Source organism: Allobosea sp. P1_B10 (assembly GCF_056406735.1).
Genome location: NZ_JBFTZP010000002.1, coordinates 390,196 through 412,427, shown reverse-complemented (window position 1 = coordinate 412,427; position 22,232 = coordinate 390,196). Strand labels below are relative to the sequence as shown.

At 66.4% G+C, this 22,232-nt stretch carries 20 protein-coding genes; 10 read left to right on the top strand and 10 right to left on the bottom strand.

Features of this window, described 5'->3' with window-relative positions:
- Positions 1-30 precede the first annotated feature (30 nt).
- Positions 31-681 (bottom strand): transglycosylase SLT domain-containing protein, encoded by a 651-nt coding sequence (locus tag AC1D2L_RS06700; protein ID WP_476845054.1) that lies wholly within the window; start codon positions 679-681, stop codon positions 31-33.
- Positions 682-722: 41 nt separating this feature from the next.
- Between AC1D2L_RS06700 and AC1D2L_RS06695 the strand changes: the two genes are divergently transcribed.
- From AC1D2L_RS06695 to AC1D2L_RS06665, 7 genes are all read left to right on the top strand, one after another.
- On the top strand, positions 723-1,025 hold the full coding sequence (locus AC1D2L_RS06695) for a hypothetical protein (protein ID WP_476845053.1): 303 nt from the start codon (positions 723-725) through the stop codon (positions 1,023-1,025).
- Between the two features lie 3 nt (positions 1,026-1,028).
- A complete protein-coding gene (locus tag AC1D2L_RS06690) occupies positions 1,029-1,778 on the top strand; it encodes a TerB family tellurite resistance protein (RefSeq protein ID WP_476845052.1) in 750 nt (249 codons plus the stop codon).
- Positions 1,775-2,560 (top strand): N-acetylmuramoyl-L-alanine amidase, encoded by a 786-nt coding sequence (locus tag AC1D2L_RS06685; RefSeq protein ID WP_476845051.1) that lies wholly within the window; start codon positions 1,775-1,777, stop codon positions 2,558-2,560. Before AC1D2L_RS06690 ends, AC1D2L_RS06685 begins: the two co-directional genes overlap by 4 nt.
- A gap of 211 nt (positions 2,561-2,771) precedes the next feature.
- Positions 2,772-4,448, top strand: coding sequence for an efflux RND transporter periplasmic adaptor subunit (locus AC1D2L_RS06680; RefSeq protein ID WP_476845050.1), 1,677 nt, complete (start codon positions 2,772-2,774; stop codon positions 4,446-4,448).
- Between the two features lie 52 nt (positions 4,449-4,500).
- Positions 4,501-5,256, top strand: a complete 756-nt coding sequence (locus AC1D2L_RS06675) for an ABC transporter ATP-binding protein (protein WP_476845049.1) — start codon at positions 4,501-4,503, stop codon at positions 5,254-5,256.
- Positions 5,253-6,485 (top strand): ABC transporter permease, encoded by a 1,233-nt coding sequence (locus AC1D2L_RS06670; RefSeq protein WP_476845048.1) that lies wholly within the window; start codon positions 5,253-5,255, stop codon positions 6,483-6,485. The genes AC1D2L_RS06675 and AC1D2L_RS06670 overlap by 4 nt, the downstream gene beginning before the upstream one ends.
- 110 nt (positions 6,486-6,595) lie before the next feature.
- Positions 6,596-7,558 carry a diguanylate cyclase domain-containing protein gene (locus AC1D2L_RS06665; RefSeq protein ID WP_476845047.1) on the top strand — a complete coding sequence of 321 codons (963 nt, stop codon included), beginning with the start codon at positions 6,596-6,598 and terminating at the stop codon, positions 7,556-7,558.
- Positions 7,559-7,631: 73 nt separating this feature from the next.
- Here the strand turns inward: AC1D2L_RS06665 and AC1D2L_RS06660 are convergent, their stop codons facing one another.
- From AC1D2L_RS06660 to AC1D2L_RS06635, 6 genes are all read right to left on the bottom strand, one after another.
- Complete coding sequence (locus AC1D2L_RS06660; RefSeq protein ID WP_476845046.1) at positions 7,632-8,063, bottom strand: N-acetyltransferase family protein; 432 nt, start codon at positions 8,061-8,063, stop codon at positions 7,632-7,634.
- Between the two features lie 9 nt (positions 8,064-8,072).
- A complete protein-coding gene (locus AC1D2L_RS06655; RefSeq protein WP_476845045.1) occupies positions 8,073-8,375 on the bottom strand; it encodes an alkylphosphonate utilization protein in 303 nt (100 codons plus the stop codon).
- A 158-nt stretch (positions 8,376-8,533) separates the two neighbouring features.
- Positions 8,534-12,289 (bottom strand): methionine synthase, encoded by a 3,756-nt coding sequence (gene metH, locus AC1D2L_RS06650; RefSeq protein WP_476845044.1) that lies wholly within the window; start codon positions 12,287-12,289, stop codon positions 8,534-8,536.
- 132 nt (positions 12,290-12,421) lie between these two features.
- On the bottom strand, positions 12,422-13,333 hold the full coding sequence (metF, locus tag AC1D2L_RS06645; RefSeq protein WP_476845043.1) for a methylenetetrahydrofolate reductase [NAD(P)H]: 912 nt from the start codon (positions 13,331-13,333) through the stop codon (positions 12,422-12,424).
- Positions 13,333-14,331: an ArsR/SmtB family transcription factor gene (locus AC1D2L_RS06640; protein ID WP_476845042.1), complete on the bottom strand. Its 999-nt coding sequence runs from the start codon at positions 14,329-14,331 to the stop codon at positions 13,333-13,335. The genes metF and AC1D2L_RS06640 overlap by 1 nt, the downstream gene beginning before the upstream one ends.
- A gap of 272 nt (positions 14,332-14,603) precedes the next feature.
- On the bottom strand, positions 14,604-16,013 hold the full coding sequence (locus tag AC1D2L_RS06635; RefSeq protein WP_476845041.1) for an aminotransferase-like domain-containing protein: 1,410 nt from the start codon (positions 16,011-16,013) through the stop codon (positions 14,604-14,606).
- A 103-nt stretch (positions 16,014-16,116) separates the two neighbouring features.
- On the opposite strand from AC1D2L_RS06635, the gene AC1D2L_RS06630 reads away from it, so the two are divergent.
- Positions 16,117-16,980 (top strand): DMT family transporter, encoded by an 864-nt coding sequence (locus AC1D2L_RS06630; protein ID WP_476845040.1) that lies wholly within the window; start codon positions 16,117-16,119, stop codon positions 16,978-16,980.
- Between the two features lie 11 nt (positions 16,981-16,991).
- Here AC1D2L_RS06630 and AC1D2L_RS06625 read toward each other — a convergent pair whose 3' ends face one another.
- The 3 genes from AC1D2L_RS06625 to AC1D2L_RS06615 form a co-directional block, all read right to left on the bottom strand.
- On the bottom strand, positions 16,992-17,600 hold the full coding sequence (locus AC1D2L_RS06625; protein WP_476845039.1) for an MOSC domain-containing protein: 609 nt from the start codon (positions 17,598-17,600) through the stop codon (positions 16,992-16,994).
- Positions 17,601-17,651: 51 nt separating this feature from the next.
- Positions 17,652-17,855 (bottom strand): cold-shock protein, encoded by a 204-nt coding sequence (locus AC1D2L_RS06620; protein ID WP_476845038.1) that lies wholly within the window; start codon positions 17,853-17,855, stop codon positions 17,652-17,654.
- Between the two features lie 130 nt (positions 17,856-17,985).
- Complete coding sequence (locus tag AC1D2L_RS06615) at positions 17,986-20,184, bottom strand: glycoside hydrolase family 3 N-terminal domain-containing protein (RefSeq protein WP_476845037.1); 2,199 nt, start codon at positions 20,182-20,184, stop codon at positions 17,986-17,988.
- A gap of 121 nt (positions 20,185-20,305) precedes the next feature.
- Here AC1D2L_RS06615 and AC1D2L_RS06610 point away from each other — a divergent pair, with 121 nt between their 5' ends.
- Positions 20,306-20,932 (top strand): DUF6198 family protein, encoded by a 627-nt coding sequence (locus AC1D2L_RS06610; protein WP_476845036.1) that lies wholly within the window; start codon positions 20,306-20,308, stop codon positions 20,930-20,932.
- Between the two features lie 72 nt (positions 20,933-21,004).
- Positions 21,005-22,174 carry an alpha-hydroxy acid oxidase gene (locus AC1D2L_RS06605; protein WP_476845035.1) on the top strand — a complete coding sequence of 390 codons (1,170 nt, stop codon included), beginning with the start codon at positions 21,005-21,007 and terminating at the stop codon, positions 22,172-22,174.
- Positions 22,175-22,232: the final 58 nt, after the last annotated feature.

Here is a 22,232-nt window from a genome sequence, read left to right as displayed (position 1 = left end):
TGGGCGCGCCGCGTCAAGCCGCGCGGACTGCTAGCTGCGCGCTGAGATCGTGCGCACCTTTGCGCAATAGGTCCGGTTGGCGCCGCTCATGCGGTTGGCCATGTGGCCGCTCTGATATTTCATGATGGTGCGGCAGGTGTCGCCGCCGGCGAGCTTATAGGCCTGTGCCAGGTATTTCATGCCGAAACGGGCATTGGTCTCGGCATCGAGCAGGCCGCCGGCCCCGCCGGTATAGCCCATGCCCCTCGCCGTCTGGTGGCGGATCTGCATGAGGCCGTAATTGCCGGCATTCGCGGCGCGGGGATTGTAGCGGCTCTCGATCCGCACCACCGCATCGGCGAGCGCGAACGGCACGCCATTGGCCGCGGCATGGCGCGCGACGACGGCTTTCAGGCCGTCCGATCCCGCCGGGGCAGCAAGCGCCCGGGTAGCGCGGGGCGACGTCCTGGCAGCCTTCTCGGGTCCGGCGTTGGCGGTTGGAGCAGCGGATTCCGTGCCGACGGATTCCGTGGCGGTTTTGCCTGACGCTCTTTCGCGGGCGATCTCAGCCTCCCTGACGGCGAACGCCCGCGCGTCGTTCTCGTCATTGATCACAGTAGCCTGCGCCGACAGTGTGGTGGACTGCAATACGGCCAGGCAAATCGCGAACACGGCAGCACCGCCGCTGGAGGTATATCGCATGGTGTACAGGACCCTTCATTCCGATCGTGGCTGAGGGGTCCATGGAATTGATGGCAAAATGTGTTGAGAATCTGACCCTGAGCCTCACCACAACGCAGGGATTCACTTCTCCACCACTCGATATTCTATATTATTCACTCAAGTATTCGCTCAGTGTTGCGGCAGGCGGGTATCGCGCCGGCGAAACAATGATTCGGACGTTGGACTGCTGCGAAACCGGCTCACGCTGCGCCCCATTGCAGCCTCATTTCGACATTTCGCTGCGGCTTTCTGTCTCGCCGCCCTGTCGGGTGCGGCAATGGCGCGTTATGCTCGCACTCTGGATCGAGCTGGGAGTCGCCTGAATCATGGTTTCGTCATTCTGGGGCGCGCTGGGCGGCGGCGGCATCGGCCTGGCGCTCGGCGGCCCCCTCGGCGCTTTGGTCGGCGCGGTCGCGGGCCATGTGCTGATCGACCGCGAAGGCGCTCCCTTCGGCCCCGCTCCGCGCGAACTCGTCTTCACCACGGGCCTCGTCGCCCTGGCCGCCAAGATGGCGCGCTCCGATGGAGTCGTCACACGTGACGAGGTCGCCGCCTTCAAGCGCATCGTCGTTGTGCCACCCGAGGAGCAGGCTCATATCGAGAGCCTGTTCGACCTCGCCAAGCAGACCAGCGCCGGCTTCGAGGCCTATGCGGGCCAGATCGCTGAAGCGTTCCGCGATGAACCCGCCTTGCTCGAGGACGTGCTCGACGGGCTCTTCCTGATCGCGGCAGCGGATGGCGCGATCCATGAGGACGAGCACGCCTATCTGCGCGAGGTCGCCTCGATCTTCTCAATCAAGGAGGGCGATTTCGCCCGTATCGAAGCCCGCCACATGCGCAGGCCCGAGGACCCCTATCTCGTGCTGGGCGCGACGCGCGAAATGGACGACATCGCGTTGAAGCAGCACTATCGCCGCCTCGTCGCGGACAACCATCCCGACCGCGAGATCGCCCGCGGCCTGCCCGAGGAGGCGGTGGCCATCGCCACCCGGCGGCTGGCGACGATCAATGCGGCCTGGGACCAGATCGAGCGCGAGCGCGGCCTGTCCACGAGCCAGGTCAGCGAGCCCGCATGAGCGCACGCCTCGAACCCGACAGCCGATACGCTGCTAAGATCTTCCCCTCGCCCAACCACGGCGAGCGCAGGAATGCCGACGGCACACCCCGCCGCCCCGACATGCTGATCCTTCACTACACCGGCATGCCGGTGGCCGGAGAGGCGCTGCAGTGGCTCTGCAATCCGGTCTCGCAGGTCTCCTCGCACTACTTCGTTTTCGAGAACGGCCACACGCTGCAACTCGTGCCCGAAGAGCGCCGCGCTTGGCACGCCGGCGCCTCGCACTGGGCCGGCGAGACCGACATCAACTCCTGCTCGATCGGCATCGAGATCGCCAATCCCGGCCATCCCGGCGGCTTGCCTGATTTCCCGCCAGAGCAGATCGCAGCCACGCTGAATCTCTGTCGCGACATCTGCGAGCGTTGGAGCATTCCCCCCGAGCGCGTACTGGCCCATTCCGACATCGCGCCCGGCCGCAAGATCGACCCCGGCGAGAAATTCCCGTGGCGCCATTTCGCAGAGGGCGGTGTCGGCCTGTGGACCAAGGCCCAGCCGATCCGTGGCGGGCGGTTCTTTGCGCGCGGCGAGAGCGGCCAGCCCGTCGAGGCTTTGCAGGCAATGTTCGCCATGCTCGGCTACGGCGTCGCGGTCGACGGCATCTATGACGAGAAGCTGGAAGCGGTCGTCGCCGCCTTCCAGCGCCATTGGCGTCCCGAGAAGGTCGACGGCGTCGCAGATGCCTCGACGATCACGACATTGCGCGACCTGCTGGCGCTGACGCAGGGCGCCCGCGTCGCCTGACCACCACCGTCATTGCGAGCGAAGCGAAACAATCCAGGAACGGCATAGCTCTACGTCTGCCTGGATTGCTTCGCTTCGCTCGCAATGACGGAACGAGGTGGATCCGGCCATCGCCAACATTGCCTTAAGTTAACTCGCCGCCGCGCTCGTATTCTGGCATGAATTGGCTTCGCGCGCGGCTGACCAGCCTTGCGCCTGTCGGGGGACTACCTTGCGCAAGCTGCTGATCGGTTCGGCCTTGGCGATGCTGGCGCTGGGCGCCGGCTACTGGACGCTGCGTCCAACCGGCGGCGCCGCCGACGAGACACCCTACCGCATGGCGGTTCTCGACCGCGGTCAGATCACGGCAGCCGTGCGCGCCACGGGCACGCTGACGCCGGTGACCACCGTGCTAGTCGGCTCCCAGCTGTCGGGCCAGATTGTCGAGATCCTCGCCGACTACAATTCCAAGGTGAAGGCCGGCCAGATCGTCGCCCGGCTGAACAGCGACCAGATCAAGACCCGTCGCGACGCGGCGCAGGCCGACGTCGCTCAGGCCCGCGCCGACCTCATGGTCAAGCGCGCCCAGCTCGACCGCGCCCGCTCGACCCGCATCAAGGCCAATTCGACGATCCGGGACATCGAGGCCCAGCGCGACCGAACAGCCGCCCAGCTTGCCGACGCAAGGCGCACATTCGAGCGCCAGAACGAGCTCTTCAACCGCAAGACCGGCGCGCAGCAGAACCTCGATACCGCGCGCACCCAGGTCGATGTGCAGGTCGCGACCCTTGCCTCCAGCGAAGCCCAAATCGCCTCGGCCAACGCCGAGCTGAACGGGCTCGATGCCGACATCCTGCTGGCGCAGGGCCAGGTCCAGTCCGGCGAGGCGCTGATCTCGCAACGCGAGGCCAAACTCCGGGATATCCTGATCGACCTGGAGCGCACCGATATCCGCTCGCCCGTCGACGGTGTCGTGGTCCTGCGGCAGGTCGATCTCGGCCAGACCGTCGCGGCCTCGCTCTCGACGCCGACCCTGTTCCAGATCGCGCAGGACCTGCGCGTCATCGATATTTACGCCAATATCGACGAGGCCGATGTCGGACGGCTGAAGGCCGGGCAGGCCGTGTCGTTCACCGTCAACGCCTATCCCAGCCGCACCTTTGAAGGCCGCGTCGAGATGGTGCGGCTCGGCGCGCAGACGATCCAGAATGTCGTGACCTATACCGGCGTGATCCGAGTCCAGAATGGCGACATGGCACTGCTGCCCGGCATGACCGCCAATCTCCAGGTCGTCACCGAGGACCGCCAGGACGTGCTGCGTGTCGCCAACGCGGCGCTGCGCTTCCGCCCTGTCGGCGCAACCGTGGCGGCTGGTCCGGCTGCCCCGGTTCCGGAGGCTCCAACCGCCGATCGCGAAGGCGGCGCCCGCGCCCGCGCCGTGCTGCGCGAGAGGATCGACGCCGAGTTGCAACCCACCCAAGACCAGAAGCGGGCGATCGCCGATCTCTTCCGGCAGCGTCGCGAGGCCAGCAGCCGCGAGGCGTTGGCGAGCCTCCCAGCCGAAGAGCGTCGCGCTACAATCCGAGCGGCAGGTGCCGAGATGGTCGAGAAGATCGCCGCTGTCTTCGATCCCGAGCGCCGCGCGAAATTCGAGGCGATCATGCGCGAAGCCAGGCCGCAACCCCAGCGCGGCGTCCCCGGCCGCGTCTATCTGCTCGATGGCGAGAACCAGCCAAAGGCGGTCCCCGTCATACTCGGCCCCACCGACGGCGCGTTTACGGAGATCCTGTCCGGCGAGCTCGCCGAGGGCGCCTCGGTCATCATCGGTGGCGGCCCGCGCATCACCACGCTCCCGGCCCCGCCCGCGGCCGGCCCCGGCGCGCGCTCGCGCACGCCGCGGCTGTTCTAACGGCGATGGCACGCTCATCGGCCGACAAGAATAACCGTAGCGGGGGCAAACCATGCCGCTGATCGAAGCCCAGGACCTGTCGCGCGTCTACGACCTCGATTCCGGCCGCGTCACGGCGCTCGACCGCGTCTCGCTGGAGATCGAAGCCGGCGAACTCGTCGCGGTGATGGGCCCCTCCGGCTCCGGAAAATCGACCTTCATGAACCTGATCGGCTGCCTCGACCGGCCGACAGGCGGGCACTACCGGCTCGATGGCGTTGCGGTGGAGACGCTGTCGGGCGACGGGCTGGCGGAACTCCGCAACCGGAAGCTCGGCTTCGTCTTCCAGCAGTTCAACCTGCTGCCGCGCGTCGATGCCTGTGCGAATGTCGAGCTGCCGATGGTCTATGCCGGTACGGACCGCAAGACCCGCCGCCAGCGCGCGCTTGCCGCGCTCGGCCGCGTCGGGCTGGCGGAGCGCGCCCATCATCGCCCCATGCAGCTCTCGGGCGGGCAGCAGCAGCGCGTCGCAATCGCGCGTGCGCTGGTCAACGAGCCGCGCTTGCTGCTGGCCGACGAGCCCACAGGCGCGCTCGACAGCCGCACCGCCCTCGAGATCCTCGGCCTGTTCCAGGATCTCAACCGCGAGGGCGTCACGGTCGTACTCGTGACGCACGACGCCGAAGTGGCGCGCCATGCCCGCCGCGTGATCCGCTTTCGCGACGGCCACCTCCTGAGCGACCAGCGCCAGCAGCCCGCCAATGCCCGCGCCGCCCTGCTGGCGCTTGACGCTACTCCCGCCCAGCACGAGCAGGAGCCTGTCGCATGAGCATATGGGAAGCCATCCGCTCGGCGCTGTCGGCCATCGGGGCAAATGCCCTGCGCTCTGCGCTGACCATGCTCGGCATCATCATCGGCGTCGCAGCCGTCATCGCCATGGTCGCGATCGGTTCGGGGGCCCGAGAGCGCGTCAACGCGCAGATCAAGTCGCTCGGCGCCAACCTCGCCATCATCCAGTCCGGCAACGTCACGCAAGGCGGCGTCCGGCTGGGAGCCGGCGCCTCCTCGACCCTGACCGACGAGGACGCCGGCGCAGTCAAGCGGGAGGTCGACGACGTCGTGGCGGCCGCGCCCGTGCTGACGACGCGCGCGCAGGCTGTCTATGCCGGCACGAACTGGTCGACCTCGATCACGGCCACCGATCTCGACTTCTTCGCGGCGCGCGAGTGGGACGTTGTGGAGGGCCGCCTGTTCGACCCCGAGGAACTGCGGCGCGGCGAGATCGTCGCGATCATCGGCCAGACGGTGGCGCGCAACCTGTTCGGTGAGGACAATCCGCTGGAGCAACGCTTCCGCATCCGCAACGTGCCCTTCAAGGTCATCGGCGTGATGGCGCCCAAGGGGCAGTCGGCGCTCGGGCAGGACCAGGACGATGTGATCTTCGTGCCGCTCGACACCGGCCGTCGCCGGATCGTGGGCCGCAACTATGCCAGGGACCGCTCGGTCCAGACCATCATGGTCAAATTCGCCAGCGAGGCCGCGATCGCGCCCGGCATCGTCCAGACCACGGCCCTGCTGCGCCAGCGCCACCGCCTGCCCGAGGACCAGGACGACGATTTCGTCGTGCGCAACCTCACCGAGATCGCCAATACGGCCACGGCCGCGGCCAATACGCTGTCCTGGCTGCTGGCGGCTGTGGCGGCCGTCTCGCTGCTGGTCGGCGGCATCGGCATCATGAACATCATGCTGGTCTCGGTCACCGAGCGGACCCGCGAGATCGGGTTGCGCCTGGCCGTCGGCGCTCGCCAGCGCGACGTGCTGGCCCAGTTCCTGATCGAGGCGACGACGCTGGCCACGATCGGCGGCGCGGTCGGGATCGCGCTCGGGGTCGGGGCCGCCCTGGCCATCGCGCGGATAGCCGGTTGGCCATCGGTGGTCTCGCTCGAGACCATCCTGGTCGCAGTCGGCGTCTCCGGGATGATCGGCGTCTTCTTCGGCTTCTACCCGGCCAGGCAGGCAGCCAGGCTCGACCCGATCGAGGCGCTGCGGCGGGAATAAACAGCCCCGCGAAAGGCGCGCGGCAAGGTTCGCTTAACCATTCCCCGCCTAGGTATTCCAACACGCGGGCCGGCCACCGGATCGGCGGAATTTGGGGGGCTTGCGAGAACGTGGGCAGCGGGACGTTGGTCGCGGCGGATGCCACGAGACTCTATCAGCAGGCCGCGCAGATCGCCAATATCGGCGGCTGGGAATACGCTTTTGCAACTGACGACCTGAGCTGGACGGACGGTGTCTACGACCTGTTTGGCCTGGCGCGTGGCTCGACCCTCCATCGACAATCGACTGTCGAGCAATATCAGGAGGACTCGCGCATCCTGATGCAGCAACTGCGCGGCACAGCAATCAGCCAGGGCCACGGCTTCAGTCTGAAAGCCCGCATCAACAGGCCCGGCGGCGAACTGCGATGGATGCGGCTGATTGCCAACGTCGCCTATGATTGCGGCCGCCCGATCCGCATTTTCGGCAGCAAGCAGGACATCACATCCGAAAAGCAGATGTGGGATACGCTCGCCGGCATCGCCCATCGCGACCCGCTCACCGGTCTCGCCAACCGGCTCGGTTTCGAAGCCGCCTTCCGTGATGCCATCATCGACGGCGACCGTATGACCGCGCTCCTCGTGATCGATCTCGACCGGCTTGAGGTGATCAACCAGCGCTTCGGCCGCACCACCGGCGACGAGTGCCTGCGTCAGATATCGACCCGCATCGGGCGCATTTTCGGCGATGCCACACTGGTCGCCCGTATCGGCGGCGACGAATTCGCGGTGCTGCTCAGCCTGCCGTCCCGGCACTCGCAGCTCACATCGATCCTGAACGCGGCTCGGCAACTGCTGTCACGTCCCTTGCACTGGAACAACACCTCGATCGAGGCGCCGGTCTCGATCGGCGCGACGGTCATGACCTCGCTGCATCGGGACGACCCGGCGAAGCTCTTCGCCGAAGCTGATGCTGCGCTCCTCCTCGCCAAAACGGCAGGCCGCGGCCGTGTCAGGATCTTCGATGGGGCCATCGGCGATCGTATCGTGGGGGTCAGGCCGCAGTTGCAGTCCGCCTCGGCTCGCACTGCCTGAAGCTGGCGCCAGACAATCCATGCCCGTCTGGGCATTGGGAGAACCTGGGGGCGCGGCAACTTCCCTGCAGCGCTTACGATAACGCTTTGACGAACATCCGCTGCCCGTCCAAGGCAAGCCCCATGTCGCGCCAGCCATGCGCGCGATAGAAGCGCGCGGCGCGCGTGTCGGCACCGGTGCTGAGATGCGCCTGAACCAGGCCCGCAGCCTTCAGCCCGATGAGCGCTTCGTCGAGCAACGCCCTACCGATTCCGCGTGCCTCATGGGCGGCGTCCATGAACAGCGCCCAGATCAGCCCCGTCTGATGGTTCGCGCAGGTGAAGCCGACGACCTCACCCGCCACCTCGGCGACGAGGAAGATCGCCTGCGAGCGATACCATTCCACCTCATCCGCCGAGACCTTCGACGGGTCCGACAGGACATTCTCGGTCACAGCCATGCGGATGGCCGAGACCCTCGCAATATCCCCGGGCTCGGCGGCCCGGATCGTGAATGGCTGCGACATCGGAGGTGCTCAGCGTTTGCGCACGAATTCGGTACGCAGGACGAGCCCCCTGATCGTCTCATGCCGGCAATCGATCTCTTCGGGATTGTCGGTGAGGCGAATGGTGCGGATCACCGTGCCCTGCTTCAGGGTCTGGCCCGCGCCCTTCACCTTGAGATCCTTGACCAGCACGACGGAGTCGCCATCGGCGAGCTCATTGCCGGCGGCATCGAGCACGACGACACGCGCGGCGGCGTCGGCGGCAGCCTTCGCCTGCGAGGCGGGCATCCACTCGCCGGTCGCCTCGTCATAAACGTAATCGTCGTCGGCCATTGCAGTCACCTTTATCAGCCGCAGGTGCGAATGCGCGCGGCCCAATCCCTATAGGAAACGGACGGCCTGCTTAGCAACGTCGGCAGTGACACTGCAAAGCATGACGGCCGGGCGTTGGCCGGCCGTGGTATCTGCAAAAACGCGAAAGCCGGGCTGCCTTACTCGGCCGCCTCGAGCCGATAGGCCGCCGTATCGTAGTTCAGGATCGGCGCAAGCCAGCGCTCGACCTCATGGATCGCCATGCCCTTGCGGGCCGCATAATCCTCGACCTGATCGCGCTCGACCTTGGCCACGCCGAAATAGTAGGCGTCCGGGTGCGAGAGGTAGAGCCCCGACACCGACGAGCCCGGCCACATCGCAAAACTCTCGGTGAGCTTCACGCCGACACGGCGCTCGGCCTGCAGCAGCTCGAACAGGGTGTCCTTCTCCGTATGGTCGGGCTGGGCCGGATAGCCCGGAGCCGGCCGGATGCCCTGGTATTCCTCGCGGATCAGATCTTCGTTTGCCAGGTCCTCCTCGGGCGCATAGCCCCAGAACTCCTTGCGCACGAGCTGGTGCATGCGCTCGGCCATCGCCTCGGCGAAACGGTCGGCGAGGGCCTTGACCATGATCGAGCGGTAATCGTCATTGTCGCGCGCGAACTTTTCCGAGATGCGCTCTTCTTCCGCACCGGCCGTGACCACGAAGGCGCCGACATAATCGGGCCGCTCGATACCTTCGGGCGCCACGAAATCCGAGATGCACATGTTCGGCTTGCCGTCGCGCTTGGACAATTGCTGGCGCAGGCCATGGAAGGTGGCGAGTTTCTCCTGCCGGCTCTCGCCGGTATAGAGGCGGATGTCGTCGCCCACCGCATTGGCCGGCCAGAAGCCGATCACAGCCTTGGGGTTGAACCAGCGCTCGTCGACGATGCGCTTCAGCATCGCCTGCGCATCGTCCCAGAGAGCGCGCGCCGCCTCGCCCTGCTTCTCGTCCTGCAGGATGGCGGGATAACGCCCCTTCATCTCCCAGGTCTGGAAGAACGGCGTCCAGTCGATGACCGGCACGAGATCGGCGATGTCATAGGTGCGGAACACGCGCGTGCCGAGGAAGCTCGGCTTGGGCGGCGTGTAATCCGACCAATCCGGCTTGAAGGCGTTGGCGCGGGCCTTGACGAGCGGCAGCCGCTGCTTGTCGGCCTCCGAGCGGCGATGCGCGGCCGACACCTTGGCGTACTCCGCCTGGATGCCCTCGACATAGGCCGGCTTCTGGTCCTGCGAGAGCAGGCTCGACACCACGCCAACCGCGCGCGAGGCGTCGGTGACATAGACGGTCTGGCCCTGGCTGTAGGCGGGGTGGATCTTCACCGCCGTATGCACGCGGCTGGTCGTCGCCCCGCCGATCAGCAGGGGTATGGCAAAGCCCTCGCGCTCCATCTCGGAGGCGACCGTCACCATCTCGTCGAGCGAGGGCGTGATCAGGCCGGACAACCCGATGATGTCGACCTTCTCCTTGCGGGCGACGTCCAGGATCTTCTGCGTCGGCACCATCACGCCGAGGTCGATGACCTCGTAGTTGTTGCACTGGAGCACGACGCCGACGATGTTCTTGCCGATGTCGTGGACATCGCCCTTCACCGTCGCCATCAGCACCTTGCCGGCGGCCGAGCGCTCCCCACCGCCGTTCAGGCGCTTTTCCTCGTCCATGAAGGGCATGAGGTAGGCGACCGCCTGCTTCATCACGCGGGCCGACTTCACCACCTGCGGCAGGAACATCTTGCCGGCGCCGAAGAGGTCGCCGACCACGTTCATGCCGGCCATCAGCGGGCCCTCGATGACGTGCAGCGGTTTGTCGGCCTTGGCGCGGGCCTCCTCGACATCGATGTCGATAAACGCAGTGATGCCGTTGACCAGCGCGTATTCGAGGCGCTTCTCGACCGGGTTGTCGCGCCAGACGAGATCCTTGGCCGAGACCGCTACCGAGCCGTCGCCCTTGAAGCGCGGAGCGGCGTCGAGCAGGCGCTCGGTGGAATCCTTGCGCCGGTTGAGAACGACATCCTCGCAGAGCTCGCGCAGCTCGGGGTCGAGATCGTCATAGGAGCCGAGCTGGCCCGCATTGACGATTCCCATATCCATCCCGACCTTGATGCAGTGGTAGAGAAACACCGAATGCATGGCCTCGCGGACTTTTTCATTGCCGCGAAACGAGAACGACAGGTTCGAGACGCCGCCCGAGATATGGGCGTGCGGCAGGGTCTCGCGGATGGTCTTGGTGGCCTCGATGAAATCGTTGCCGTAATTGTCGTGTTCTTCGATGCCGGTCGCGACCGCGAAGATGTTGGGATCGAAGATGATGTCCTCGGGCGGGAAGCCGATCTCCTCCGTCAGAAGCTTGTAGGCGCGCGTGCAGATCTCGACCTTGCGCGCATAGGTATCGGCCTGTCCGGTCTCGTCGAAGGCCATGACGACAACCGCCGCGCCGTAATTACGGCAGATGCGGGCATGTTCAAGGAAGGCCGCCTCGCCCTCCTTCATCGAGATCGAGTTGACGATCGGCTTGCCCTGGATGGTCTTCAGGCCAGCCTCGATGACGTTGAACTTCGAGGAATCGACCATGATCGGCACCCGCGAAATATCGGGCTCAGAGGCGATCAGGTTGCAGAACTCGGTCATCGCCGCCTGCGAATCCAGCAGGCCTTCGTCCATGTTGATGTCGATGACCTGCGCGCCATTGGCGACCTGGTCTCGCGCCACGTCGAGCGCCGCGGCGAAATCGCCCTCCTTCACCAGCTTGCGGAAGCGGGCCGAGCCGGTGACGTTGGTGCGCTCACCGACATTGACGAAGGGAATGGTCTCGTCGAGCGTGAAGGGCTCGAGGCCGGCCAGCCTGAGATAGCGCTTGATCTCGGGCACCTGCCGCGGCGCCTTGCCGGCAACCGCCTGCGCTATGGCGCGGATATGGTCGGGCGTGGTGCCGCAGCAGCCGCCGACGACGTTCACCAGCCCCGCATCAGCGAATTCGGCCAGCATCGCAGCAGTCGCTTCAGGCCGCTCGTCATACATGCCGAATTCATTGGGCAGGCCGGCATTGGGATAGGCGCAGATCAGCGTGTCGGCGACGCGCGACAGGTCCTTGATGTGGGCGCGCATCTCGCGCGCGCCGAGCGCGCAATTGAGGCCGACCGTCATCGGGCTGGAATGCCGGATCGCGTTCCAGAAGGCTTCGGTGGTCTGGCCTGACAGCGTGCGGCCCGACAGGTCCGTGATCGTGCCGGAGATCATCACCGGCAGGCGCAAACCCTTTTCGCGATAGACGTCCTCGATCGCGACGATCGCGGCCTTGGCATTGAGCGTGTCGAAGATCGTCTCGACCAGGATCAGCTCCGAGCCGCCATCGATCAGACCCCTCACCTGCTCGGCGTAGGACTCGCGGACCTGGTCGAAGGACACGGCGCGGAAGCCGGGGTTGTTGACGTCGGGCGAGATCGACAGCGTGCGGTTGGTCGGACCGATCGCGCCGGCGACATAGCGGCGGCGGCCATCGCCCTTGCGCGCGATCTCGGCCGCCTCGCGGGCCAGCTTCGCCGAGGCGACGTTGAGCTCGTAGGCCAGCGCCTCCATCCCGTAATCGGCCTGGGCGATCTGGGTCGAGGAGAAGGTGTTCGTCTCGACGATATCCGCGCCCGCATTGAAATAGGCGAGATGGATGTCGCGGATAGCCTCCGGCTGGGTCAGCACCAGCAGGTCGTTATTGCCCTTGAGATCATGGTTCCAGCCCTTGAAGCGCTCGCCCCGGAACTCGGCCTCGGAGAGCTTCAGGTTCTGGATCTGCGTCCCCATCGCACCGTCGAGCACGAGAATGCGCTCGGAAGCGGACTGACGCAGCGCGCGCTCGATCTCGGCGCCGTCGACGGGAGTGGGCTTGTACTCTGACATTGTTACGCTTTCGTCTCAGATCTTCTGGCGCCGGGCGCCTTCACCGTCATTGCGAGGAGCGAAGCGACGAAGCAATCCAGGGACGTGGCGCCCTGCAAAACTGGATTGCTTCGCTTCGCTCGCAATGACGAATTACTCCGCAGCCACGGCCTGCGCCTGCGTCCGGTCCGGCTTCAACCCGACGAGATGGCAGATCGCATAGACGAGGTCGGCCTTGTTCATCGTGTAGAAATGCAGGTCGCCAGCGCCGCGATCGATCAGGTCCAGCGCCTGCTCGGCGCAGACGGCCGCCGCCACGAGCCGACGGGTCGCGGGATCGTCCTCCAGCCCCTCGAAGCGGTCGACCAGCCACTGCGGTACGCTCGCCCCGGTCTTGCGAGCGAAATTGGCCGTCTGCTTGAAGTTCTGGACGGGCACGATGCCGGGCAGGATCGGGATGTCGATGCCGCGTGCGCGCACCTTGTCGAGATAGCGGAAATAGACGTCATTATCGAAGAAGAATTGGGTGATGGCGCGCGTCGCGCCGGCATCGACCTTCTTCTTGAGCGCATCGATGTCGGCATCGAGCGACGCAGCCTCCGGGTGCTTTTCCGGATAGGCCGAGACCGTCACCTCGAAATCGCCGATCCGCCTGAGGCCCGCGACCAGGTCGCTGGTCTGGTGATAGCCATCGGGGTGGGGCTCGTAGGGCGTGCCAAGTCCGCCAGCGGGATCGCCGCGCAGGGCAACGACATGGCGCACGCCGGCATCCCAATAGGCGCGGATGACCTCGTCGACCTCGGCCCGCGAGGCGGATACGCAGGTCAGATGCGCAGCTGGCTTCAGCGCGGTCTCCTCGACCATGCGCTTGACGGTGGCGTGGGTGCGCTCGCGTGTCGATCCGCCGGCGCCATAGGTCACCGAGACGAAGTTCGGCGCGAGCGGCTCCAGCCGGCGCACGCACTCCCAGAGCGCGGTCTCCATCTCCTCGGTCTTGGGCGGAAAGAACTCGAACGACACGCGGGGACGGCGCGAGCCGTGCCGGCTGGGGCGAAACGCGTTCATCAGGCAACCTCCAATCTGGGTTGACGCTGGGCCGGTTCGGCAGCCTGGCGCCGGTCTCGACCGCGCCACAGCATCACGGTGAGCTCGCCGGACGCACCGCCCGAGCCCTTGATCTCTTCGGCCAGGTCGCAGGCCAGCCCCGCATCGGTAAACCAGCCGGCGATCTGCTCGCGACTGAAACCGAGGCGACGATGCGCCTGCTCGGCCCGCAGGAATTCCAGCTCGTGGGGTGCGAAATCGACCACGACCATGCGCCCACCGGGCGCAAGCATGGCGGTCGCCTCGCGAATGGCCCGGCCGGGGTCCTCGAGGAAATGCAGGACCTGGTGGATCACCACGAGGTCGAAGGCGCCGCGCTCGAAGGGCAGCGAATAGATGTCGCCCTGGCGCAATTCGACGCGAGAGAGCCCGACCTTCTCGAGATTGGCGCGCGCGACGGCAAGCATCGCATGGTTGGCATCGACGCCGACGGCACGCGAGAAGCCCGGAGCAATCTTCTCGAGCATGCGGCCCGTTCCGGTGCCGAGATCCAGCAGTGCGCCGCGCTTGCCCTCGCCGACCGCTGCCTCGACGGCAGCCTCGACGGCATCGTCAGGCACATGAAGCGAGCGTAGGCGGTCCCAGTCAGGCGCGACATTGGCGAAATAGCTTTGTGCGACCTCGGCTCGCGAGGCCCGCACGCCGGCAAGCCGCTCGCGATCTGCCGCCAGAACACGGTCGGACGGATCGAGCCATGCGGCCATCGACGCCGCAAAGGCGCCGCCGGGCCCGGTCTCGTCGAGCCGGAAGAACGCCCACGCCCCTTCGCGCGAACGCCGCAGGAGACCGGCCTCGGTCAAAAGCTTGAGATGGCGCGAGATGCGCGGCTGCGACTGGCCCAGGATTTCAGTGAGATCCGACACCGACAATTCGCCCTGCGACAGCAAGGCCAAAATGCGCAGCCGCGTCTCCTCGCCGGCTGCACGCAGGCCAGCCAGCAGGACGTCGGATGAAAGCATGGTCGGCTGTCGCAAGCGCTCAACCTCCAAACGAGCGAAAAAGATATAAAGATATGTTTATGTCGAAAGCGCACGAGAGGCAAGCACGAACTGCGCAGGCCGTGGACGCGCGCCCCGCCCCGACGCAGCGAAGCGGAGATGCGGAATCCATTCCATCGCGCTTTCCGCCCCGGGATGGATCCCGGGTCTCCCTACGGTCGCCCGGGATGACAGCGCGTTTCGACGCGAGTCATGCCGACAGAAATCACTCGCTGCATCACTGACACCCGCGACTAGGCATTCCCCATCGCCCGCCGAAGCGCGCTGAACAGGCGCGGATCGCTCGATTGCGCCACGTTGAAACGCATGAAGCGGCTGGCCGACTGCGACAGGCTATAGACATTGCCAGGCGCCAGAACGATGTCCTCGGCCAGCAATTGCCGCGCGATCACGGCCGCATCCAGCCCATCCGGCAAGGTGCACCACAGGAACATGCCGCCGCGCGGCTCGATCCAGGGCACGATGCCGATGTCTCGCAACCGTGCCGATGTCTCGCCCATCGCCCGCGCCAGCCGCGCTCGCAGAGCCTCCATATGCTTGCGGTAGCCGCCATCCCTGAGGATCGTCAGGACGAGTTCGGCGGCGAGACGCCCCGTCCCGAACGAGGCTGCGATCTTGAGGTCGATCAACCCCTCGATCCAGTCGCGGCGCGCGGCGATGTAACCGCAGCGCACCGATGCCGAGAGGGATTTTGAGAAGCTGCCGATCTGCACGACACGCTCGAGTCCGTCGAACGCCGCCAGCCGCGGCGCCGGCTCGGGCTCGAAATCGGCGAAGATGTCATCCTCGACGATCGTAAGCCCGTACTGCTCGGCAAGCTTGAGCACGCGATGCGCAACGACCGGCGAGAGGGTCGCGCCGGTTGGATTGTGAAGCGCCGAGTTCGTGATGTAGAGGCGCGGCCGCTGCTCCGCGAGCACCTGCTCGAACGCGACGATATCCGGTCCGTTCGCCGTATACGGCACGCTGACGATGCGCACCCGATGCGCCCGCAGCAGCGCGTGGAAGTTGAAATAGCAGGGGTCGTCGACGAGCACCGTGTCGCCGGGCTCGACGAGGAAGCGGCAGACCAGATCGAGGGCCTGCGTTCCCGATTCCGTGAGCAGTATCCGGTCGGGCCCGACCTCGACGCCGTGAAGCGCCAGGCGGCGGGCCAGAACCTGCCGCAATGGCGCGAGACCCAGCGGCGTACCATAGTCCGCCAGCGTCTCTGCAGGCGCGCGCGAGGCGGCGCGCAACGCTCTCCGCAGGCTCTCCTCTGGCATCCATTCGGGCGGCAGCCAGCCGCAGCCGGGCTTGAGCACGCTCTCGCCCGCCTCCAGCGACTGGCGCGAGATCCAGAACGGATCGACTGCGCGCTCGAGCCTGGGCCCGAGATCGGCAAGCGCGAACGGCGGCGCGTGGCCAGCGACATAGAACCCCGAACCGCGCCGCGCCTGGACCAGTCCCTCGGCGGCCAGCCGGTCATAGGCCTCGACGACCGTGGATTTGGACACGCCCATGGCGGTGGCAAAGCCACGGATCGAGGGCAGTTTAGCGCCCGGTGCCAGCACGCGGCCGGCGATCTTTCGGTTGATCGCAGCCATCACGCGCTCGACCCGCGTGCCGGACTCGTCACTGCCAAAGGCGACGCCATCGTTCATCCGTACCGCTCCTGTGCCGATACAGTTTGCCGCAACTGTACCGAACTGTCTCTGTGAAATCGCGCGACTGCGGCTCATTCAGGCGCAAAGGCGGATCTCGGCGATGGACAAGACGACAGCTGGCTGGATCAATGGCGGTATAGGCGTGCTGATCTTCAGCGGCTCGCTGCCTGCAACCCGCGTGGCCGTGGCGGGCTTCGATCCTGTCTTCCTGACGGTGGCGCGGGCAGCGATAGCGGGGCTGCTGGCGCTCGCACTGCTGCTGGTGTTCCGTGAAAAGCGCCCTGCCCGCAGCGATATCGTGTCGCTCTGCGTTGTTGGGCTCTGTGTCGTCGTCGGCTTTCCGCTGCTGACGGCGCTGGCTCTGAAGCATGTCACCTCCGCCCATTCGATCGTCTTCATCGGCTTGCTGCCGCTCGCGACGGCCATCTTCGCCGTGTTGCGCGGCGGTGAGCGGCCCCGGCCGGCATTCTGGCTGTTTTCCGCGATAGGCAGTTCGCTCGTCGCAGGCTTCGCGCTGACGCAGAGCAGCGGCGCCGCCTCCATCGGCGACCTCTTGATGCTGGCCGCGGTCGTCGTCTGCGGACTCGGCTATGCCGAAGGAGCTGTTTTGTCGCGCCGGCTCGGCGGCTGGCAGGTCATTTCATGGGCGCTTGTCTTGGCCCTGCCCGTCATGCTGGCGCTGGCGCTCTGGCTTCGGCCGGGATCATGGGTCAGCATCGACATGCCGGCCTGGCTCGGGCTCGGCTATGTCTCGCTCTTCAGCATGCTCATCGGCTTCGTGTTCTGGTATCGCGGGCTCGCGCAGGGCGGCATCGCCTCGGTCGGGCAGCTGCAACTGCTTCAGCCGTTCTGCGGGCTGGCGCTGGCGGCTCTCCTGCTGGGCGAAACCGTCAGCGCCACCATGTTGCTGACCTCGGCCGCCGTCATCGGCTGCGTCGCCGGCGCCAAGCGCTTCGCCCGCTAGCGGCCAGCCGCTCAGGCGGGTCCCTTCGGGACAGATGGCGCAATGACCACAACCGGATCGCCCGGTGAAATCGGCCCCGCCAGCGCAACCGACAGCACGAGCCCACGCAGGCTGGCCGCGGCCTTGACGAAGGCGAACTCGTGCCCGGGATCACCGGTGGCGGCGGCAATCCCGCGCCCGGCGAGACGGCATGGCGAATTATAGCCCTCGACGCGCAGCACGGCGCCGCCGTCGAAGCGGCCCTTGCCGGCCCACGTGCCCCCAAAGGCGAGATGGCTGCCGGGCGCAAGCGCCGAAAAGCGAGGCATGCCCTCGATCAAGAGGTTGCCGCCGATCCATTCGGGCGGTAGCGCGCCAATCCCCAGCCGGGCGGCGATCTCCCGCAACTCGGCCACGCACAACGCCGAGACCTGCCGGTCATTGCGCATCAACGACCCGCGCGGGAGCCACGGCTCGCGCGGACCCGATCGACGCGTAAGACCGCCATGGCGGCCGCCCGGAATTCCCGTGAGTTCCAGAGCGAGGCCATCGACCGCGCGCGTGACGAAGCCAAGCGCCCCGCGGGACGCCTCATGGGCTGAATAGGTGCCGACAACTCGGCCGTGGAGGCGCACGCTCATCGCAGCAGCAACCCGCAGGCCGCCACTTTGCTCCCACCGAGCCCGAAGAAATCAGATGAGCTGCAATCCGCCTGCAGCTGTCTTGCCACGTTCGGTCTTCAACTCGAACGAGACCTTCTGTCCTTCCGTGAGCGTCATCAATCCCGCTTCCTTAACGGCAGTGATGTGCACGAACACATCCTTACCACCGTCGGCAGGCTGAATGAAACCAAAGCCCTTTTCAGTATTGAACCATTTTACGGTTCCGGTCGCCATCGCCACACCCTTCGAAGCCACGCGTCTTGTCGGCATCGGGCGCAGTGCCCTTTTGCCGCAGCAACTAAGAATTGACCGGATTTGCATTCTTGTCGAGACCAAACGGCAGGCAGGTTTTTGCGCAATTCGATCATGGTTTCTCCAGTCGAAGTACCTCTTTTGCTTCGGCGCGCGACGAACCACCAAGATAGAGCTCGACCTCTCCCGGCTCCATTACGTAATGCCCTCGGTCATCGTGGAAGCCGAACTGCGCGACATTCAGCCTGAACCGGACGCTGCGGGTCTCGCCCGCCCTGATCGCGACCTTCTCGAATGCCTTCAATTCGCGCACTGGGCGTGACCGGCTGGCGACCGGGCGGCGGATGTAGAGTTGCACGACCTCCTGCCCGTCGCGCGAGCCGGTATTGGTGACATCGACGGCAAGCTCGACCGTTCCGTTCAGGGCGACGCGCGTCGAAGGCAGGCGCGGCTGGCCATAGCGGAACGCCGTGTAGGACAGTCCATGGCCGAACGGGTAGAGCGCCTCGTTCTGCTCGTCCATGAAGATGGACGAGTAGCGCTCGCCGGGCCGCTGCGGACGGCCGGTCGGCAACTGCCCATAATAGACGGGGATCTGCCCGACCGAACGCGGAAAGCTGATCGGCGTGCGCCCCGACGGATTAATCTTTCCCGTAAGGACATCGGCGATGCCCGTGCGCCCTTCCGTGCCGCCATGGAAGGTCTGAACGATCGCCGCCACATGCCGGTCGGCCCAGCTCAGCACCAGCGGCCGGGCCGTGGCCAGTACGAGCACGACCGGCTTTCCCGTCGCCACCAGCGCCTCCAGAAGCTCCTGCTGCACGCCGGGCAGGCCGAGATCGGTGCGCGAGGCCGCCTCTCCCATGAATTCGCAATCCTCCCCCAACATGGCGACGATCAGGTCACTGGCTGCAGCCAGCCGCAGCGCCGCCTCCTTGTCGGCGAAGGCCGTGCCGCAGGCCTTGCTGAACGCCGGCTCGTAGCGGATCGAGACCTCGGCCGGCAGTCGCTCCCGCAGCGCCTCGGGCAGCGCCTGGATCGCCCGGCGGCCGAGCCCGGCCGGATCGGTCCAGACGCGCTCATCCTCCGGCCGTGCCATCGCGCCGACCACGGCGATCGACCTGACGTCGCTTGCGATCGGCAGGGTCTGCCGCTCGTTCTTCAGCAGGATCACGCCTTCCTGCGCGGCCCGCAGCGCGACATCACGCGCGGCCTGCGTCTGCATCAGGGCCGGCGCAGCAGTTGGATCGACATCGGGCTTTTCGAACAGGCCTAGGTGGAATTTCACGCGCAGTACCCGCCGCACAGCCTCATTAAGCGCGGCCATCGGCACGCGTCCGGCGGTCACCTCATTCCCGAGATGCTTGAGGTAGACATCGCCCATCATGTCCATGTCGATGCCGGCAAGCAGGGCCTTGCGCGCGGCCTCCGCATCGTCCCTCGCGATTCCGTGCTGGCGCAGTTCCGTGATCGAGCCGAAATCCGAGGTCACGAACCCCTTGAAGCGCCAGGTGCCGCGCAGGAGCTCGGTCAGCATCGGCCGGCTCGCTGTCGCGGGCACACCGTTCAGGGCGGTGAACGCGGCCATCGCCGTCATCGCGCCCGCCTCGAATGCCGCCTTGAACGGCGGCAAATGCAGCTCATGCAGGAGGCTGGTCGGAATCCACGTCGAATTGTAGTCGCGCCCGGCCTCGACCGCGCCATAGCCGACGAGATGCTTCACCGTGGCCGCGACCCCGCCGCGCTGGTAACCGCGGGTGCGTGCCGCCGCGACGACAGAGGCGAGATGGGGATCCTCGCCAGCGCCCTCCAGAAGGCGCCCCCAACGCGGATCGCGCGACATGTCGACCATCGGCGCGAAGGTCCAGTTGACGCCCGCCGCGGCCGCCTCACGCCCGGTCCAGTAGGCCGCCTCCTCGATCAGAGCCGGATTCCAGCTCGCGGCCTGCCCTAGTGGCAGCGGGAAATAGGTCGAGAAGCCGTGCACCGCGTCGAGCCCGATCATCAGCGGTATCTTCAGCCGAGACTGGCGGGCGGCCTCCTGCACCTCGCGGATCTCGCGCGGAACGACGAAGTTCATCACCCCGCCCATCCGGCCGCTCCGGACCTGGTCGAGGTCGAAGCCGTCACCCCGCCCCGACAGGTGCAACTGCCCTACTTTTTCCTCCAGCGTCATCCGGGACAAAAGCGCATCGACGCGACGCTCGATCGCCGCAGCGTCCGGGCCGGTCTTCCAGCCGACGCCCTCCCGGGCGAACGCCGCGGGGACAGAGCAACAGATCAGGAGCGCAGCGACGAGCCGCAGAAGCATGGCAGCGGGTCTCTCGTGATTGGCAATCGGGGCCGGGCGGCCCTACAGCAACGTCCGGCGTGGCTCGACGGTTGCATCGCCGCAGCACGGCTCGACCGGGACGCAGAAACAGGGCATCACGATGGCGGATATTGCTGATCTCGCGGACAAGGGCGAACGCCACCGCCTGTGGGAAGACGTCTTCGCGATGCTGCTGGGCACCCTGCTGGTGAGCATCGGCATCGTGTTCTACACCAAGGCCACCCTGCTCACGAGCGGCGCGGCCGGGCTGGCGCTGCTGATGCAATTCACCACGGGCATCAATTTCGGCATCCTGTTCTTCGCCCTCAACCTGCCCTTCTACTGGCTGGCGATCCGGCGCATGGGCTGGCGCTTTGCCCTGCGCACCTTCGTCGCGGTCGGCCTCGTCTCGATCTTCACCTGGGCGACACCGGGCTGGCTGCGCATCGAAGCGGTCGATCCCATCTACGCCGCGCTGGCGGGCGGGAGCCTGATGGGGCTGGGCCTGCTCGCGCTGTTTCGCCATCGCACCGGGCTCGGCGGCGTCAATATCCTGGCGCTCTACCTGCAGGAGACGCACGGCATCCGGGCCGGCTGGTTCCAGCTCGGCATCGATGCGCTGATCCTGCTCGGCGCCCTCTTCCTGCTGCCCTGGGACAAGGTCCTGGTCTCGCTCCTGGGGGCTGCCGTGCTGAACCTCATCCTGGCGATCAACCACAAGCCCGGGCGGTATATGGGGGTCTCGTAGCAGGCGGTTGCCTCCCGTAAAATTCCGTGCGACCGAGCAGATGTCGACTGTTCCTGCGGAGGCAAAAGAACCATGGCCCAGCCCCTGACCATCGAAGACCTTCGGGTCATGGCCAAGCGCCGCGTGCCGCGCATGTTCTACGACTACGCGGATTCCGGAGCCTGGACCGAAGGCACCTATCGCGCCAACGAGACCGATTTCGCCAAGGTCAAGCTGCGGCAGCGCGTCGCCGTAGACATGACCAACCGCACGCTGGCATCGACCATGGTCGGCCAGCCCGTCGCGATGCCGGTCGCGATCGCCCCGACGGGCATGACCGGCATGCAGCACGCCGACGGCGAGATCCTGGCCGCCCGTGCCGCCGACAAGGCCGGCGTGCCCTTCACGCTCTCGACCATGAGCATCTGCTCGCTGGAAGACATCGCCAAGCATGTCGGCAAGCCCTTCTGGTTCCAGCTCTATGTGATGAAGGATCGCGACTTCATTGCCCGCCTGATCCAGCGCGCGAAGGCCGCGGGCGTCACCGCGCTCGTGCTGACGCTCGACCTCCAGATCCTCGGCCAGCGCCACAAGGACATCCGCAACGGCCTCTCGGCTCCGCCCAAGCCGACGCTCGCCAACCTGATCAACCTGGCCTTCAAGCCGCGCTGGTGCCTGAAGATGCTGGACACGCCGCGCCGCAGCTTCGGCAATATCGTCGGCCATGTCACCGGCGTTGCCGATATGAGCTCGCTGTCCGACTGGACCGCGTCACAGTTCGATCCGCAGCTGAACTGGGACGACGTCAAGCGCATCAAGGAGCAATGGGGCGGCAAGCTGATCCTCAAGGGCATCCTCGACGCCGAGGACGCCGAGATGGCCGCGCAGAGCGGCGCAGATGCGATCATCGTCTCCAACCATGGCGGCCGCCAGCTCGACGGCGCGCTGTCCTCGATCGCGGCCCTGCCGGAGATCGTCGCCCGGGTCGGCGACCGCATGGAAGTGCTGTTCGACGGCGGCATCCGCTCGGGCCAGGACGTGATCAAGGCGCTGGCGCTCGGGGCACACGGCACCTTCATCGGCCGCGCCTTCCTCTATGGGCTGGGCGCCATGGGCGAGCCCGGCGTGACCCTGGCGCTCAACATCATCCGCAAGGAGCTCGACGTCACCATGGCGCTGTGCGGACTCCGGGACATCGCAGATGTCGACGAGCGCATCCTGGTCGGCGGACGCGAAGGGACGATCGCGCGTTTGATGGGCTGAGTGTCCGCCGCGGCGGCTGCAATTTCCTGGATTGTCAGGTTAAACCGGCGAGCAATTT

Bases quoted from the DNA above. Each gene is read 5' to 3' on its own strand.
- AC1D2L_RS06700 (WP_476845054.1), bottom strand. From the start codon at position 681: ATGCGATATACCTCCAGCGGCGGTGCTGCCGTGTTCGCGATTTGCCTG.
- AC1D2L_RS06695 (WP_476845053.1), top strand. From the start codon at position 723: ATGGAATTGATGGCAAAATGTGTTGAGAATCTGACCCTGAGCCTCACC.
- AC1D2L_RS06690 (WP_476845052.1), top strand. From the start codon at position 1,029: ATGGTTTCGTCATTCTGGGGCGCGCTGGGCGGCGGCGGCATCGGCCTG.
- AC1D2L_RS06685 (WP_476845051.1), top strand. From the start codon at position 1,775: ATGAGCGCACGCCTCGAACCCGACAGCCGATACGCTGCTAAGATCTTC.
- AC1D2L_RS06675 (WP_476845049.1), top strand. From the start codon at position 4,501: ATGCCGCTGATCGAAGCCCAGGACCTGTCGCGCGTCTACGACCTCGAT.
- AC1D2L_RS06670 (WP_476845048.1), top strand. From the start codon at position 5,253: ATGAGCATATGGGAAGCCATCCGCTCGGCGCTGTCGGCCATCGGGGCA.
- AC1D2L_RS06660 (WP_476845046.1), bottom strand. From the start codon at position 8,063: ATGTCGCAGCCATTCACGATCCGGGCCGCCGAGCCCGGGGATATTGCG.
- AC1D2L_RS06655 (WP_476845045.1), bottom strand. From the start codon at position 8,375: ATGGCCGACGACGATTACGTTTATGACGAGGCGACCGGCGAGTGGATG.
- metH (WP_476845044.1), bottom strand. From the start codon at position 12,289: ATGTCAGAGTACAAGCCCACTCCCGTCGACGGCGCCGAGATCGAGCGC.
- metF (WP_476845043.1), bottom strand. From the start codon at position 13,333: ATGAACGCGTTTCGCCCCAGCCGGCACGGCTCGCGCCGTCCCCGCGTG.
- AC1D2L_RS06640 (WP_476845042.1), bottom strand. From the start codon at position 14,331: ATGCTTTCATCCGACGTCCTGCTGGCTGGCCTGCGTGCAGCCGGCGAG.
- AC1D2L_RS06635 (WP_476845041.1), bottom strand. From the start codon at position 16,013: ATGAACGATGGCGTCGCCTTTGGCAGTGACGAGTCCGGCACGCGGGTC.
- AC1D2L_RS06630 (WP_476845040.1), top strand. From the start codon at position 16,117: ATGGACAAGACGACAGCTGGCTGGATCAATGGCGGTATAGGCGTGCTG.
- AC1D2L_RS06625 (WP_476845039.1), bottom strand. From the start codon at position 17,600: ATGAGCGTGCGCCTCCACGGCCGAGTTGTCGGCACCTATTCAGCCCAT.
- AC1D2L_RS06620 (WP_476845038.1), bottom strand. From the start codon at position 17,855: ATGGCGACCGGAACCGTAAAATGGTTCAATACTGAAAAGGGCTTTGGT.
- AC1D2L_RS06615 (WP_476845037.1), bottom strand. From the start codon at position 20,184: ATGCTTCTGCGGCTCGTCGCTGCGCTCCTGATCTGTTGCTCTGTCCCC.
- AC1D2L_RS06610 (WP_476845036.1), top strand. From the start codon at position 20,306: ATGGCGGATATTGCTGATCTCGCGGACAAGGGCGAACGCCACCGCCTG.
- AC1D2L_RS06605 (WP_476845035.1), top strand. From the start codon at position 21,005: ATGGCCCAGCCCCTGACCATCGAAGACCTTCGGGTCATGGCCAAGCGC.